Below are 13,699 nucleotides of genomic sequence, written 5' to 3' on the forward strand. Positions count from 1 at the left end.
GGCATCGCCGTGGGGACCAAGGGGTCCCCGCCTGCGAGCCGCCCGCGGCGCTCGTTTCCCGCAGACGAGAACCGCGGGTTCATTTTTTATGTTCAGCACGGAGGTGGCTGTGGCCAAGGAAGAGGGCGTCGAAGTCGAAGGGCTCGTCACCGAAGTGCTCCCCGATCGCATGTATCGGGTGAGGCTCGAGAACGGGCACACGGTCCTTGCCTACGGCGCCGGCAAGATGTCGAAGTTCAAGATTCGCGTACTCCAGGGAGATCGCGTCACGCTTTCTCTCTCTCCTTACGACCTCTCCCGCGGACGGATCACCTATCGACACAAATCCTAGAGGCGCTATGGACCAGCTCAGCGGCAGCGGTGCCGGGCGCTGGCTCGGCCACGACTTTCCGGCCGAAGGGCCGGACAGCAGCGGACTGTGGGTGGGACGACACGCCGCGGATGACGACCTGCTCGTCTTCGACCCTGCCCAGGCGGATGGACGTGGCGACGTGATCTCCTTCTACAGTCTGGCCAAGCATCGGATGCGGAGCTTCCCTCGCTCGGTGCTGGGGGAGAAGATCCAGCCGGTCACCGACGAGGTATCCAGCGCGCGAGCGCTCAAGGACTATGCGCGGCGAGAGACGCTGCAGGCTCAGGCCGAGGACGCGCGGGAGGCCGATCGGAACGCCCACGCGGAGCAGCAGCGTGAAGCGGTGATCGAGGCGCATCGTCGCTACCTCGAAGCGCTGGGTGTCGACTACGCAGGCGTAGAGCGCACCGATGGACACCGCCGTTCGGGGCGCCGGACCAAATGTCCCACTTGCGGCATCGTGCTCGACGATTTCGCCCACGCGGCCTGTGCCGCCTGTGGCGGGGTGCTCTGTTCCTGCGGAGCCTGTTTGTGCGGAGCACCGGTGAGGGGGCGGTGAAGCGGATCTGATACCACACCAGCCGGAGGAATGGATGGCCAGGACCAGGGGAGCGAAGAGCATGCGGGTCGAGGAGTTTCTGGTGAGCCCGGAGGATCGGCCGGGTTGGGTCCGGGCGAGCGAACGTACACCGGAGGTGGGGCAGCAGGTGTACTGTGCAGGGGGCTCGGGAGAGGTCGTTTCCGTGCACGGCCGCACCGGGGACGGGAGCCGGTTGCTTCAGATCCGACTGCAGGACGACAACGCGCGTCCGTTCTTCGCCGCGGCTTCCAACGTGCTGGTGGATCCGCACGCCTGAGCGCCGACGCCGCAGCCCGGAGCCCGCGGTATCCGAACGGATGCCGCGGGCTCATTGTACATAGAGCCGTGCTTCGCGATCATACCGTTGCACAAGCGACCTCGCGTCGCTCCCCGCCCGGGGGCGACCGGCCGTTCAATCCGTTCGATCCCGAGATTTGCGCATGATCCACGGCTTCTTCCGCGGAACGGTGGCCGTCGCACTCCTGATGACCGCCGCGCCGCTCATCTCCGCCCAGGAGGCGACTCCTACCTTCACCCGCGCAGACACGCTGCGGGGCACCATCACCCCGGAGCGAAGCTGGTGGGACGTCGTCTTCTACGATCTCCACGTGCGGGTGAACCCGGCCGATAGCTCGATCTCGGGATGGAACGGAATCACCTACCGGGTGGTGGAGGCGCCGCGGGAGATGCAGATCGACCTCTTCGCGAACCTCGAGGTCGACAGCATTCTGCAGGATGGGCGTCCGCTGCAGTATCGCCGCGAGGGGAACGCGATCTTTGTTACCGGCGTCGCCAATGCGCCGATCGGGGCTATCGACACTGTAACGGTGCACTACCACGGGAAGCCCACCGTGGCCGCCAACGCTCCCTGGGATGGAGGGTTCGACTGGAGCCAGGACCGCAACGGCAATCCCTTCGTCGCCACCGCGGTCCAGGGGATGGGGGCGAGCGCCTGGTGGCCCAACAAGGACCACCAGTCGGAGGAGCCGGACAGCCAGCGCATAGCCATCACCGTACCCGCACCCCTCGTGGACGTCTCCAACGGGCGGCTGCGGTCGCGTCGGGAGAACGACGACGGGACCGTGACGTACGAGTGGTTCGTCTCCAATCCGATCAACAACTACAACGTCGCCGCCAACATCGGCGACTATGCCCACTTCAGCGACGTCTATCAGGGGGAAGCCGGCGAGCTGACGCTGGATTTCTGGCCGCTCTCCTACAACCTGGAGGCTGCCCGGCGGCAGTGGCAGCAGACCAAGCCGATGCTGGCCTGCTTCGAGCACTGGTTCGGCCCCTACCCGTGGTACGAAGACGGTTTCAAGCTGGTGGAGACGCCCCACCTGGGGATGGAACACCAGAGCGCAGTGGCCTATGGGAATGGCTACGGCAACGGCTATCGGGGACGCGACCTATCCGGTACGGGCTACGGGTTGAAGTGGGACTTCATCCTCGTCCACGAAGCGGGTCACGAGTGGTTCGGCAACAACGTCACCACCGAGGACATCGCGGACATGTGGGTGCACGAGGGGTTCACGAACTACTCGGAGGGGCTGTACACCGAGTGCCGGTCCGGAAAGGAGGCCGGTGCGCAGTACATCATCGGCAGCCGCCGGAACATCCAGAACGACCGCCCGATCGTCGGGGTCTACGGCGTGAACAATGAAGGCTCCGGTGACATGTACTACAAGACGGGCAGCATGCTGCACATGATCCGGCAGATCATCGACGACGATGAGCTGTGGCGCAGCATCCTCCGCGGGATCAACCAGGACTTCCGGCACCAGACCGTTACCGGCACAGAGATCCAGGCGTACATCAACCGACGATCGGGCAAAGATTTCAGCCGGGTGTTCCAGCAGTATCTGACCACGACGGAGATCCCTCAGCTCGAGTATCACTTCGAGGGGAACGAGCTGCGCTTCCGCTGGCAAAACGTGGTGGAGGGCTTCGACATGCCGGTCCGGGTGTGGCTCGGGAATGAGCTGCGCTGGCTGCAACCCACCCAGGAATGGCAAACGGTCACCGTATCCCCGGCCGACCCCGAGTCCTTCCGCGTGGACGACGACTTCTACGTCGAGGCCGTCGCTCTGGAAGGGGCCGGGTCCAGCGGTTGAGAATCATTTGCAAGTAAGCGATTGATATAGACTTGCGCGTTTGGAGGGCGGTCCCCTATTTGCATCTCACCGACACTGTCGAGCGACTTCACCATTTCAAGGGAGGGAATGCATGGCCGAGCCTCAGGAAAGACCGACCACCGCGCAGTCCCGGGTCGCCTCGTGCAGCGCCACCGACTGCACCTACAACGAGAACCGTGAGTGCCACGCCGGCGAGATCCGGGTCGAGATGGGCGCTCAAGGTGCCGTCTGTGGCACGTACACGCCGCAGAAGGCGAAGGTAAGACCGTAGACGGCAGACAAGGGGAAGAGGAGACAGGGAGACAAAGAGTGAGGGGGTGACAAGGTGACAAGGTGAACGGGTGAGGGGCGGCGACCCGATGGGTCGCAGAAACAATGACCGGTAATCCGGCTCATCTTGTTGTTACCCTCCCTGCCTCCCTGTCTCCTTGTCTGCTTGTCCCTGTGTCTCCTTGTCCCTGTCGGTGGATTGACGGGAGGCTGAACAAGCGCTATCCTGGTTGAGAACAATTCTCAACCTCGCGGATGAACGGTCTCTCCCAGGCGATGCAGGACGCTGCAGGTGAGCTGCAGCGGATCTCCGAAATAAATCGCGGCGCGCGGCGGCAGCGTGCCGCGGCGGTGGCGCTCGTGCTGCGCAGCCTCGAATGCTCGCTTTATGGATGTGAGTCGGGGGGCTTCGTGGCGCGTCGCGCCCGGCAGGAGGTGGAAGCCCTTCCGGCCGGCGCGGAGCGCGCTCTGCTGCTGCGTCTCCTCCTGCTCGAAGGGAGCCCTGCCGCGCCGGGGACCGCGGCCCTGATCGCCGATCTGCTGGTCGACTACGCGTACGAGCTGGAGGTCACGCGGCGTCTGCCCGAGGCGGAAGCGGTCATCAACCTCGCGCTCGTCTTCGCTCCCCACAGCGCCGCGGTGGCCCTGCACGCTGGACGCATCGCGCGCAAGCAGGCCCGGCACGACCGGGCACTCGAGCTCTATCGCCGGGCGCGCGAGCTGGACAGGGCGAGCGGAGCCATCGGCCGCCTGGCGTCGATCGGTGAGGCAGTTGTCTCTCCTGATCCATTTCCCCGCCTGGCGGCCGTCCTGCGTGAATCGATTCGAGCGCGCGACTTCGACGCTGCCGCTGTGGCGCTGGAGGAGCGCGCCCGGCTGAGGCGGGCCGCCGGGGACCGGGCAGGGGCGGCGCGAGACCTCTCCATCGCCGCGGTTCGCTACGTCGACCCGGTGGACCGCGCCCGGGTCGCGCACCAGCTCGCCGACCTCTTCGCCTCGGTCGGTGACCGGCTCGCGGTGCGCGAGGCGCTGCTCCTCGCCCTGGCGGTGGGCGACGCCTCGCAGCGCGACCACGCACAGGCGCGTCTTCACGCGATCTCGCGCGACCTCGGGGATCAACTCGGCACCCGCAGGTGGCGCAGCTTCCAGCGCCCGGCTCTGGTTTCGCTCTCCCCGACGCCGCGAACACCCAGCACGCGCTCGGTGGCATCGCGGCTCGCTCGCTGGCGCATGCAGCTCGAGAGCGCGGTGGCCGCCCCTGCCTGATCGGCGGGGGCTTCTTTTTCGTCAGCCCCTTTCCCACATGGAAAGCGCGCCTTCATGAGCGGTGCCCGCCCTCCCGTCGGCGCTGATCCAGCATCTAAGTCCGCTCCGGTATCCAGCCCTGGTCCGGCTTCCGGAAGTGGCCGCACACCGGCAAACCCGGGTGAGCCTTTCGGTCGGGAGTGGGTGCTGGCCGGGCACGCGGATCCTGCCGAGGTGGAGCGGACCGTGGGCGACGACATGGAATCGAGGGCGACCTCCCGGGTCAGCGCCGCATCCGACGAAGTTCAGCAGCTAATGCGGGCACTCCGCTGCATCGACCTCACCACCCTGGCGGCGGACGATACACCCTCCACGGTCCGCGAGCTGTGCGCCGTGGCCCGTGAGCCCCTGCCGGCAGTGCTGCGAGAGCGGCTGGGCGTTCCCGAGCCCGCAGCTCGTGTGGCCGCGGTCTGCGTCTATCCCTACTTCCTTCGCGTCGCGCTCGACGCGCTCGAGGGGAGCGGCATTCCGGTGGCCGTGGCCGCAGCCGGATTCCCCGCTGGTCTCTCGCCGCTCTCTGCCCGCATCGAGGAGATCCGGAGCTCCGTGCAGGCCGGGGCGCAGGAGATCGACGTCGTGATCAACCGCTCCCTGGTGCTCACCGGAGCGTGGGGGGAGCTCTACGAAGAGGTGAGGGCCTTCCGCGAAGCGAGCGGCCCTGCACTGCTGAAGGTGATCCTGGCGACGGGCGAGCTACGCTCGCTGGATAACGTGGCGCGCACGGCGCGGCTCTGCATGCAGGCCGGCGCGGACTTCATCAAGACGTCGACCGGAAAGGAGGCGGTGAACGCGACCTATCCGGCCGGTTTGGTGATGCTTCGCGAGATCGCGGCCTACCGCGAGCGGACGGAAAGGGAGGTGGGCTTCAAGCCCGCTGGGGGCATCCGCACGCCGGAACAGGCGCTGGCCTGGATGCGGCTGGTCGAGGAGACGCTCGGGGAGAAATCGGTCCGCCCGGAGCGCTTCCGCCTGGGAGCAAGTGCCCTGCTGGATTCGATTCGCCTACGGTTGTCCTCACTGGCGGAACGAACGTGAATCGAGCGTGAGAGGAGGGGGCACTCAGCGCTTCTCCTTCTTGTCCTCTTTCTTCGGTGAGGCGGGCGGCTCCTCCGCCTGCTGGCGGGCCAGCGCGGCAATTCCCATCACCCCGTGCGGCCCCACCGAATCGACGATGCTGCTCGGCACCACCATCATCCCGCCCTTCTGCTTCAGGCCTTCATAGAGGATGTTCATCGCGCGAAGCTGCATGGCGACCGGGTTGTCGCGGTAGGCCTCTGCCGCGTGCTCGAACATCCGCGCGATCTCCACCTCCGCTTCGCCCAGGATGATGCGCGCCTGCTTCTCCCGCGACGCTTGCGCCTCGCGCGACATCGCGTCTTGCAGAGAGGCGGGGATGACGATGTCGCGCATCTCCACGGCATGCACTGAGACCCCCCAGGGGGTGGAGCGCTCATCGATCAGCGCCTTCAGCTCCTCCTCGATGCGCTCCCGTCCGCGCAGCAGGTCGGTCAGGGAGGTCCGGCCGATAATGTCGCGCAGCGCCGTCTGCGCGGCCCAGCTCACCGCCTGATGATAATCCTGAACCTCCAGCGCGGCCTTCTCGGCGTCGTAGACCGTCCAGAAGAGCACCGCGTCGACGTTCACCGGCACGGCGTCGGAGGTGAGCGTCTCCTCGGCGGCGAAGCTGGAGGTGATGGTACGCTGGTCGATCCACGCCGCGACGGAGTCCACAAACGGGATCACCCAGAACGGGCCGGGGCCGCGGAGGCCGGTATAGCGGCCGAAGCGAAGCACCACCGCTCGCTCCCACTCCTGCGCCACGCGCGGCGACATCGCCCCCAGGATGCCCACGACCCAGCCCAGCAGCATCGCGAACCACCAGCCTCCGAAGACCGCGAGCAGCGTCCCTATCGCCACCGGGACACCGAACGCGCCCGCGGTGAGCAGGTTGATGTGGCGGGCCGGATTCACCTCGGGAAAGCTGGAGCGGAAGGGAACGAGATCGGTACTGGGCATCGGAGGGGCCGGGGTTCAGGGAGATCTGCGGCGACTGTCCAGGTGGATGATTACGTCGTCAAGATTGAAGCCGAGCTCGGCCGCGGCGCGCAGAAAGGAATCCTCGAGGGCGGTGAGCTCCTGTATCACCACCTCGTGATCGACCTCCTCGGGGGAGGCACGGACGAAGTAGCCGACGCCCCGACGCAGCTCGATGATCCCCTCGCGCTGCAGCGCCCTCAGCGCCCGTTCGATGGTGTTGGCGTTCACGCGGAGGTCGACTGAGAGCTGACGAACCGTCGGCAGCTCGTCGCCAGGCGCAAGGAGCCCGGCGGCGACAGCCGAGCGAATGGTACGCGCCAGCTGGAGGTCGATGGGCGTCGGGTCGGAGGGATCGACGTGGAACACCGGCTACTTCACCCCTCCCATCATGCGCTTCACCAGGCCCCCGCCGAGCAGCAGCAGCAGCCCAAAACCGATGCTGACCCCTGCCACCAGCATGAAGACATCCACTGCCAGGGCGGGGCTGATCTCGCCCGCGGCTTCCGCCTCGGCGGCGCCGATCTGCGCGGCCAGCAGCCCCGCGAGGAGGTTTCCGAGCGATGCAGCCATGAACCAGATCCCCATCATCTGTCCGACCATACGGTGTGGCGACAGCTTGGTGACCGTGCTCAGCCCCACCGGGCTCAGCGCCAGCTCGCCGCAGGTGTGCAGGAAGTAGGTGAGAATGAGGAAGATCACGCTCATCCGCTGCACCGAACCGGAGGCCACGCTGGCGGTTCCGCCCAGGACGACGAGGAAGCCGAGTCCCAGGAGGATCAAACCCACCGAGAACTTGCGTGGGCTGGACGGTTCGAGTTTGCGCGTCGCGAGCCAGATCCACAGCCAGGCGAAGACGGGCGCCAGGCTGATGATGAAGAGTGGGTTGATCGCCTGCAGCCAGCTGGCGGGCATCTCCCAGCCGAGAAGGTTGCGGTCGGTGAGCTGCTCCGCCACCAGGTTTAGGGAGGTCGAAGCCTGCTCGAAGCCGGCCCAGAACACGGCGGCGGCCACGAAGAACACTCCGATGGCCGCCACTCGTCCCTTCTCCTCGCGGGTGAGGCCGCCCCAGAGGAAGACGTACCCGAAGTACAGCACGGTCGAGCCGACGATGACGGCGGTGCCTGCCCCGGCGATCTGTTCCACCGACACGCCCATCAGGAGCAGCGCGGCGATCACGGCCGCGAAGGCGACCAGTCCGAACAGCAGCCTCCGCAGGTTGGCGGAGCGTTCCGCCTCCGTGGCGTCCGGGTGAAGGCCGGCCTCGCCGAGGTGCTTGCCGCCGAGCACGTACTGGATCAACCCCAGCACCATCCCCACTCCCGCCGCACCGAAGCCGAGGTGCCAGTTGACTTTCTCACCCAACCCGCCCACGATCAGCGGCGCCAGGAAGGCGCCCAGGTTGATCCCCATGTAGAAGATGGAGAACCCGGCATCGCGGCGAGCGCTGGCCTCGATCGGGTAGAGGTCGCCGACCATGGCGCTGATGTTCGGCTTCAGCAGCCCGGTACCCAGCACGATGAGCAGCAGGCCGAGATAGAAGGTCTCGAGCCTGGGAATGGCCATACTGAAGTGGCCGCAGGCGATGACGATGCCACCGAGCAGCACCGCCTTCCGCTGGCCGATGATGCGGTCGGCGACCCAGCCGCCCGGGAGTGCCATCAGGTATACGGCTGCCGTGTAGATGCCGACGATGGCCGCCGCGCGTGAGACCTCGAAGCCGAGGCCTCCCTCCGCCACCGGCGCGACCATGAAGAGGATGAGGATGGCGCGCAACCCGTAGTAGGAGAAGCGCTCCCACATCTCGGTGAAGAAGAGCGTCGACAGCCCCCAGGGGTGGCCGAAGAAGCTTTTTCCAGGGGGGGCGAGGGTAGCCGACGCCGAGCTTGCACCCGGGTGGGAGGTGAATTCGCCCGCGGGGGTTTTCGCCATGGGAGATTGTTTCTGGTGGAACGCTGGGGATGCGCGAATCTAGCCTTTACGCATGCGCATTGCCAGCGTAACTCAATGGCCGGCACCGCATCCGATGGGATGGGCGGAGCCGGGCGGATTTCGCTCTCAACGCCGCGTCGCCGTGGGTCGAGTGCGAGGCGGCTTCTTGCATTCTGGATGGTGGGTCGATGATGGGTTCCAGGCTGTCTCCGGGCGTCCGCTACATGGCGGCGAGTGCCCTCTTCTTCAGCGTGATGAGCCTGGGCGTGAAGCTCGTGGGACAGCGCATACCTACGCAGGAGGTGGTCCTGGTTCGCGGGACGCTCAACGCAGCCTTCACCTACGCGCTGTTGCGGCGCGCCGGTGTGCCGGCTTTGGGCCATCGACCGGGCGTGTTGATCCTCCGCGGGATGTTCGGCTTCCTGGCGCTGAGCTGCCTCTACTACGGCATCGTCCGTCTGCCGCTCGCGGACGCCACCGTGCTCCAGTACACCAATCCGGTCTGGACGGCGCTGCTCGCGGGCTGGTTGCTGCGAGAGCGGGTGGATGCCTGGGAGGTGGCTCTGATCCTGGCCAGTCTGGTCGGAGTGACGCTCATCGCCCGCCCCGGCTTTCTCTTCGGTGGGATGGCAGGGCGACTGGATCTGTTCGCGGTGGGCGTGGTGCTACTCGGATCGGTCTTCAGCGCGGCCGCGTACGTGACCGTGCGACAGCTCGCCCGCAGCGAGCATCCACTCGTGATCGTCTACTACTTTACCCTCGTGTCGATTGCTGGATCGCTGCCGGGAACGCTGCTGGAGCCGGTCTGGCCCACGCCGAGCGAGTGGGCCTTCCTGTTGCTGGTCGGTATCACGGCGCAGGGCGGACAGGTCTATCTCACCCGTGGTCTGCAGCTGGAGCCGGCCGGGCGGGCCACGGCGATCGGGTATCTCCAGGTGGTCTTCGCAGCCATCTGGGGCGCCGTCGTCTTCGGGGAGGTGCCGGATGGCTGGGTCCTCGCCGGGGCAAGTATCATTCTGGGAAGCACACTGATTCTGGCGAGCCGTCGCGCGCGGGCCGTGGCGCCCACGGCGCCCGGCGTCGCTCTCAAAGGAGAGGGAGGATGATCGAGGCTGGTGAGGCGGTGTCCTTCGCGGCCGAGTTGACGGTCGCGAAGCAGGCGGCGGCGGACGCGGCACAAGTGCTCCTGCGTGCGGCCACCCCCGCGACGGTCCGCGAGAAGCAGGGGGCGGCCGACCTGGTCACGGAGGTCGACGAGCAGGCGGAGCGGCTCATCCTGGAGCGGTTGAAGCGCCACTTCCCCGGCGACCGGTTCGTCGCTGAAGAGAGCTCGGCAGGTGCGCTCAGGCACGGAGAGCGCACCTGGATCATCGATCCGCTGGACGGCACCACCAACTTCGTGCACGGGCACCCTTTCGCGTGCGTCTCCATTGCTTTCGCCGACACGGAGGGGCTGGCGGTGGGTGTGGTCCACGCTCCCTTCCTGGGCGAGGTCTACCACGCCGTGCGCGGGGGCGGCGCATACCTCAACGAGCGGCCGCTGCAGGTCAGCGCAGTGGCGGAGGGGCCTGCGGGGCTGTACGCGACAGGCTTCCCCTTCAAGGCGGGAAAGGGAGACCCCGAGCTGTACTTCCGGCTCGTCGCCGACATGGTGGCGAGCTCGCACGGCGTGCGGCGCGCGGGATCCGCCGCGCTCGACTGTGCCTTCGTCGCCGCGGGCCGGCTGGAGGGCTACTTCGAGATCGGTGTCTCCGCGTGGGACGTCGCCGGCGGCCTGCTGCTGGTCACCGAGGCCGGCGGCCGCGTGACCGGCTGGCCCGGTGACACGGAGCCTCCTCTGCAAACCGGGCGAGTGCTTGCGACGAACGGGAAGGTGCATGGGTGGTTGGAGGAGAAGGTGGGGAGGGCGGGGCTGTAGGGGGAGTTTGGAACGGCACCCTCCCTGCATCCGCGAACATTCCAACCAGCCTTCATTTCGGACCGAACACCAGGAGCCGCTCGATGTCGTCTTTTCAGACGTACCTGCTCGGGTATATCATCCTGATCATCGGTCTAGCGATTGCCGCCTACCTGCTCGGTGCTCCGACGATCTGGATCGCCGTCGGGGTCATCGTGCTGATCGGCATCGGAATCATTACCGCGACGGGGCGGACCAAGCCGCGCGACCCGCAGCCACCTTCCTGAGGGAAGGCCGCGGCGGCCGCGTAGCCGGTTCCGCGCTGGAAGGAATAGTCAGATGAGCGAAGGGGTCTGGGTCGATTATCCGGTCGAGGTGGAGTGGGAGGGAGGACAGCGCTTCCGCGGCGGTCGCCCCGGCGGCCCCACCATCCTGCTGGACGGGGATCGCGAGGAGGGACCCGGGCCGGTCGACTCGGTGGTGATCGCGCTGGTGGCCTGCTCCGGGATCGACGTGGTCGAGATCCTCAATAAGCGACGGACCCCGCCGAGCCGCATGGACGTGCGCATTCGGTTCGCGCGGGCTGCGCAGCCGCCGCGCCGGCTCACCGCCATTCAGCTCCTCTTCCGGGTTGCCACCGACTCACCTTCGTCGCAGGTTGCCCGCGCAGTCGAGCTTTCCGTGCAGAAATACTGCTCGGTGGTACATTCCCTCAAGGAAGACATCGACATTTCCTGGGAGGTGGAGGTGGAAGCGCCCCAGCCCGCCTCGGGATGATCGACGCCCACATCGGCAACACGCCGCTGGTCCGACTGGAGCGGGTGGTGGAGCCGGGGATGGCGGAAGTGTGGGTGAAGGTGGAAGGCATGAACCCCGGCGGCTCGATCAAGGATCGCACTGCGCTCGCGATGGTGGTGGACGCGGAGCGGCGCGGCGTCCTGCGCCCTGGTGGCACGATCGTCGAGCCGACCTCTGGGAACACCGGCGTCGGACTCGCCCAGGTCGCGGCGGCGCGCGGCTATCGCCTCATCCTGTGTATGCCGGCCACCATGAGCGAGGAGCGCATCAGGACGCTCCGCGCCTATGGCGCCGAGCTCGTCCTGACCGACCCCGAATTGCGAATGCTCGCCGCGATCGCCGAGGCGGAGCGAATCCGGGACGAGTCCGGCGCCTTTCTGCCCAACCAGTTCTCCAACCCCGCCAACCCCGAGATCCACTACCGCACCACGGGCCCGGAAATCCGCGACGCGCTCGACCGCATCGACGCCTTCGTCTATGGATCCGGCACCGGAGGGACCATCAGCGGGGTGGGGCGTTGTCTGAAGGAACGCGATCCCTCCACCCAGGTAATCCTGGTCGAGCCCGGCCGCTCAGCCGTCCTGCACGGCGAGCCGCGGGGACAGCACCAGTTCCAGGGCATGGGCCCCGGCTTCATTCCGGACAATCTCGACCGTGCGGTGGTGGACCGCGTGATGAAGGCCTGGGAGGAGGACGCCTTCCCGCTGGCGCGTCGCCTGGCACGCGAGGAAGGGCTGTTCGTGGGGATGAGTAGCGGGGCAATGGTCTGGGCAGCCCTGCAAGTCGCCCGCGAGCTCGGCCCCGGACACCGGATCGTGACTATTGCGCCGGATTCGGGTGCACGCTACCTGTCAACGGCTCTCTTCTCCGATCAGCCGGAAGATCGATCGTAACCAATTTCGTGATCCATAGATGACGGCGACTGTACTGAAGTTCGGCGGCACGTCGGTGGACGATGCCGGGGCCCTGGAGCGCCTGGCGGACATCGTCCGGCGGCAGCTGGATGCGAACCCCGTGGTGGTGGTCTCCGCGATTCGCGGGGTGACCGACGCGCTCCTGCAGGGCACCCGCCTGGCCCAGGGGGGTGAGATCGGGCGAGCCTTTTCCGAGCTCGAGGGGCAGATAGGCCGCTATTCCAGCCTGGCGGCGGAGCTCCTTCCGCCCGAGGCCGCCGAGGAGATGGACCGCATCGTCGCCAATTCGGCGCTGGAAATCTCGGATCTGCTACGGGTGATCTCACTGCATCCGGGCACCTACCTCCCACTGCAGGACGAGATCGCCTCCTACGGCGAGAGGCTTTCGGCCGCGCTCGTCACCCGTGTGCTGCAGAGCCGCGACCTCCCCGGAGTGCTGGCGGACGCCCGCCGCTGCATCATCACCACCGCCGACCATACCCGGGCGGTCCCGCTCCCGGGTCCCACGGGTGAGAACACCCGCAACATCCTCGGGCCTCTGCTCCGGCAGGGGTCCGTGCCGGTGATGGGTGGGTTCATCGGCTCGGCGATGAACGGGGCGGCGACCACCCTCGGTAGGGGTGGCTCGGATTACACCGCGTCGCTGGTGGGGGCGGCGCTCGACGCGCGCGAAATCCAGATCTGGACCGACGTGACGGGCTTCCTGACCGCGGATCCCCGGGTGGTTCCGCAAGCGCGCCCGATCGCCCACCTCTCCTACGCCGAAGCGGCGGAGCTCGCCTATTTCGGGGCTCGCGTCCTCCATCCCAAGACGATCCAACCGGCTGTGGAGCGCGGAATCCCGGTGCGAGTCTGCAATTCACGGCACCCCAACGAGCCCGGCACCCTCATCGACGACGATCCGGTCATCGCTCCCGGTGGGGTGAAGGCAATCGCCCACAAGCCCGGAGTCACCATCCTCCAGGTGTCGTCGGCGCGCATGCTGGGGGCGTACGGCTTCCTCCGGGCACTCTTCGAGATCTTCGACAAGCACCGCACCGCGGTAGACGTGGTCTCCACCTCCGAAGTGAGCGTCTCGCTCTCCCTGGATGACACGCACGCGCTTGCCGACATCATCGCGGAGCTCGAGGGACTCGGAACGGTGGGTGTGGAGCCGGGGCGGGCGATCGTCTGCATCGTCGGTGAGGGACTGCGTTCCACCCGAGGCATCGCCGCACGCGTCTTCGGCGCGCTGGAAGACGTGGATGTCGCGGTGATCTCGCAGGGCGCTTCCAGCATCAACCTCACCTTCCTGGTACCCGAAGCCGATGTCGGCGACGTGGTGGAGCGCCTGCACCATCACTTCTTCAGCAACCCGTAATGGTCACCGTTCGGCGTTGGCGCAAAATGGCGAAGCATCAACAGCGCTGAGGGTTGCGCCATTCGAGTTCGATGATCATGTTTGAAAAACACGGCACAGACACGACCCCGACGAAGCGCTCT

The 13,699-nt window shown here is 67.0% G+C and carries 16 protein-coding genes; 13 read left to right on the top strand and 3 right to left on the bottom strand.

Annotation, left to right across the window (positions count from 1 at the left end; translation table 11 throughout):
* The first annotated feature begins 109 nt into the window (after positions 1-109).
* The 7 genes from infA (at position 110) to deoC (ending at position 5,677) form a co-directional block, all read left to right on the top strand.
* Positions 110-331 carry a translation initiation factor IF-1 gene (gene infA / locus VF167_09155; GenBank protein HEX6925587.1) on the top strand — a complete coding sequence of 74 codons (222 nt, stop codon included), beginning with the start codon at positions 110-112 and terminating at the stop codon, positions 329-331.
* Positions 332-338: 7 nt separating this feature from the next.
* Complete coding sequence (locus VF167_09160) at positions 339-911, top strand: hypothetical protein (protein ID HEX6925588.1); 573 nt, start codon at positions 339-341, stop codon at positions 909-911.
* Positions 912-945: 34 nt separating this feature from the next.
* Positions 946-1,209: a hypothetical protein gene (locus VF167_09165; GenBank protein HEX6925589.1), complete on the top strand. Its 264-nt coding sequence runs from the start codon at positions 946-948 to the stop codon at positions 1,207-1,209.
* Between the two features lie 163 nt (positions 1,210-1,372).
* The gene (locus VF167_09170) at positions 1,373-3,046 is read left to right on the top strand and encodes a M1 family metallopeptidase (GenBank protein ID HEX6925590.1); all 1,674 of its coding nucleotides are present in this window, start codon (positions 1,373-1,375) and stop codon (positions 3,044-3,046) included.
* 112 nt (positions 3,047-3,158) lie between these two features.
* Positions 3,159-3,338, top strand: a complete 180-nt coding sequence (locus VF167_09175; GenBank protein ID HEX6925591.1) for a DUF1540 domain-containing protein — start codon at positions 3,159-3,161, stop codon at positions 3,336-3,338.
* A 254-nt stretch (positions 3,339-3,592) separates the two neighbouring features.
* On the top strand, positions 3,593-4,603 hold the full coding sequence (locus tag VF167_09180; protein ID HEX6925592.1) for a hypothetical protein: 1,011 nt from the start codon (positions 3,593-3,595) through the stop codon (positions 4,601-4,603).
* Positions 4,604-4,786: 183 nt separating this feature from the next.
* A complete protein-coding gene (deoC, locus tag VF167_09185) occupies positions 4,787-5,677 on the top strand; it encodes a deoxyribose-phosphate aldolase (GenBank protein ID HEX6925593.1) in 891 nt (296 codons plus the stop codon).
* Between the two features lie 24 nt (positions 5,678-5,701).
* On the opposite strand, the gene VF167_09190 is transcribed toward deoC, so the two are convergent.
* From VF167_09190 to VF167_09200, 3 genes are read right to left on the bottom strand one after another with little or no spacing between them, the layout of a single operon-like run.
* Entirely contained in the window at positions 5,702-6,658 is a 957-nt protein-coding gene (locus VF167_09190; GenBank protein ID HEX6925594.1) for a slipin family protein, read from the bottom strand.
* Positions 6,659-6,673: 15 nt separating this feature from the next.
* Positions 6,674-7,045: a GntR family transcriptional regulator gene (locus VF167_09195; protein HEX6925595.1), complete on the bottom strand. Its 372-nt coding sequence runs from the start codon at positions 7,043-7,045 to the stop codon at positions 6,674-6,676.
* 3 nt (positions 7,046-7,048) lie between these two features.
* The gene (locus VF167_09200) at positions 7,049-8,608 is read right to left on the bottom strand and encodes a peptide MFS transporter (protein HEX6925596.1); all 1,560 of its coding nucleotides are present in this window, start codon (positions 8,606-8,608) and stop codon (positions 7,049-7,051) included.
* A 188-nt stretch (positions 8,609-8,796) separates the two neighbouring features.
* On the opposite strand from VF167_09200, the gene VF167_09205 reads away from it, so the two are divergent.
* The 6 genes from VF167_09205 (at position 8,797) to lysC (ending at position 13,577) form a co-directional block, all read left to right on the top strand.
* On the top strand, positions 8,797-9,714 hold the full coding sequence (locus tag VF167_09205; GenBank protein HEX6925597.1) for a DMT family transporter: 918 nt from the start codon (positions 8,797-8,799) through the stop codon (positions 9,712-9,714).
* Positions 9,711-10,526, top strand: coding sequence for an inositol monophosphatase family protein (locus VF167_09210; GenBank protein ID HEX6925598.1), 816 nt, complete (start codon positions 9,711-9,713; stop codon positions 10,524-10,526). The genes VF167_09205 and VF167_09210 overlap by 4 nt, the downstream gene beginning before the upstream one ends.
* Positions 10,527-10,609: 83 nt before the next feature.
* A complete protein-coding gene (locus tag VF167_09215; protein ID HEX6925599.1) occupies positions 10,610-10,792 on the top strand; it encodes a hypothetical protein in 183 nt (60 codons plus the stop codon).
* Between the two features lie 52 nt (positions 10,793-10,844).
* Positions 10,845-11,282 (top strand): OsmC family protein, encoded by a 438-nt coding sequence (locus tag VF167_09220; protein ID HEX6925600.1) that lies wholly within the window; start codon positions 10,845-10,847, stop codon positions 11,280-11,282.
* On the top strand, positions 11,279-12,196 hold the full coding sequence (gene cysK, locus VF167_09225) for a cysteine synthase A (protein HEX6925601.1): 918 nt from the start codon (positions 11,279-11,281) through the stop codon (positions 12,194-12,196). The genes VF167_09220 and cysK overlap by 4 nt, the downstream gene beginning before the upstream one ends.
* A gap of 19 nt (positions 12,197-12,215) precedes the next feature.
* Positions 12,216-13,577 (top strand): lysine-sensitive aspartokinase 3, encoded by a 1,362-nt coding sequence (gene lysC / locus VF167_09230; protein HEX6925602.1) that lies wholly within the window; start codon positions 12,216-12,218, stop codon positions 13,575-13,577.
* The last annotated feature ends 122 nt before the right edge of the window (positions 13,578-13,699 follow it).

Source organism: Longimicrobiaceae bacterium, from assembly GCA_036375715.1.
Taxonomy (GTDB): domain Bacteria; phylum Gemmatimonadota; class Gemmatimonadetes; order Longimicrobiales; family Longimicrobiaceae; genus DASVBS01.

Excerpts from the sequence above, each read along its gene's own strand:
- VF167_09160 (HEX6925588.1), top strand. The coding sequence starts at position 339 with ATGGACCAGCTCAGCGGCAGCGGTGCCGGGCGCTGGCTCGGCCACGAC.
- VF167_09165 (HEX6925589.1), top strand. The coding sequence starts at position 946 with ATGGCCAGGACCAGGGGAGCGAAGAGCATGCGGGTCGAGGAGTTTCTG.
- VF167_09170 (HEX6925590.1), top strand. The coding sequence starts at position 1,373 with ATGATCCACGGCTTCTTCCGCGGAACGGTGGCCGTCGCACTCCTGATG.
- VF167_09175 (HEX6925591.1), top strand. The coding sequence starts at position 3,159 with ATGGCCGAGCCTCAGGAAAGACCGACCACCGCGCAGTCCCGGGTCGCC.
- VF167_09180 (HEX6925592.1), top strand. The coding sequence starts at position 3,593 with ATGAACGGTCTCTCCCAGGCGATGCAGGACGCTGCAGGTGAGCTGCAG.
- VF167_09190 (HEX6925594.1), bottom strand. The coding sequence starts at position 6,658 with ATGCCCAGTACCGATCTCGTTCCCTTCCGCTCCAGCTTTCCCGAGGTG.
- VF167_09200 (HEX6925596.1), bottom strand. The coding sequence starts at position 8,608 with ATGGCGAAAACCCCCGCGGGCGAATTCACCTCCCACCCGGGTGCAAGC.
- VF167_09205 (HEX6925597.1), top strand. The coding sequence starts at position 8,797 with ATGATGGGTTCCAGGCTGTCTCCGGGCGTCCGCTACATGGCGGCGAGT.
- VF167_09210 (HEX6925598.1), top strand. The coding sequence starts at position 9,711 with ATGATCGAGGCTGGTGAGGCGGTGTCCTTCGCGGCCGAGTTGACGGTC.
- VF167_09215 (HEX6925599.1), top strand. The coding sequence starts at position 10,610 with ATGTCGTCTTTTCAGACGTACCTGCTCGGGTATATCATCCTGATCATC.
- VF167_09220 (HEX6925600.1), top strand. The coding sequence starts at position 10,845 with ATGAGCGAAGGGGTCTGGGTCGATTATCCGGTCGAGGTGGAGTGGGAG.
- cysK (HEX6925601.1), top strand. The coding sequence starts at position 11,279 with ATGATCGACGCCCACATCGGCAACACGCCGCTGGTCCGACTGGAGCGG.
- lysC (HEX6925602.1), top strand. The coding sequence starts at position 12,216 with ATGACGGCGACTGTACTGAAGTTCGGCGGCACGTCGGTGGACGATGCC.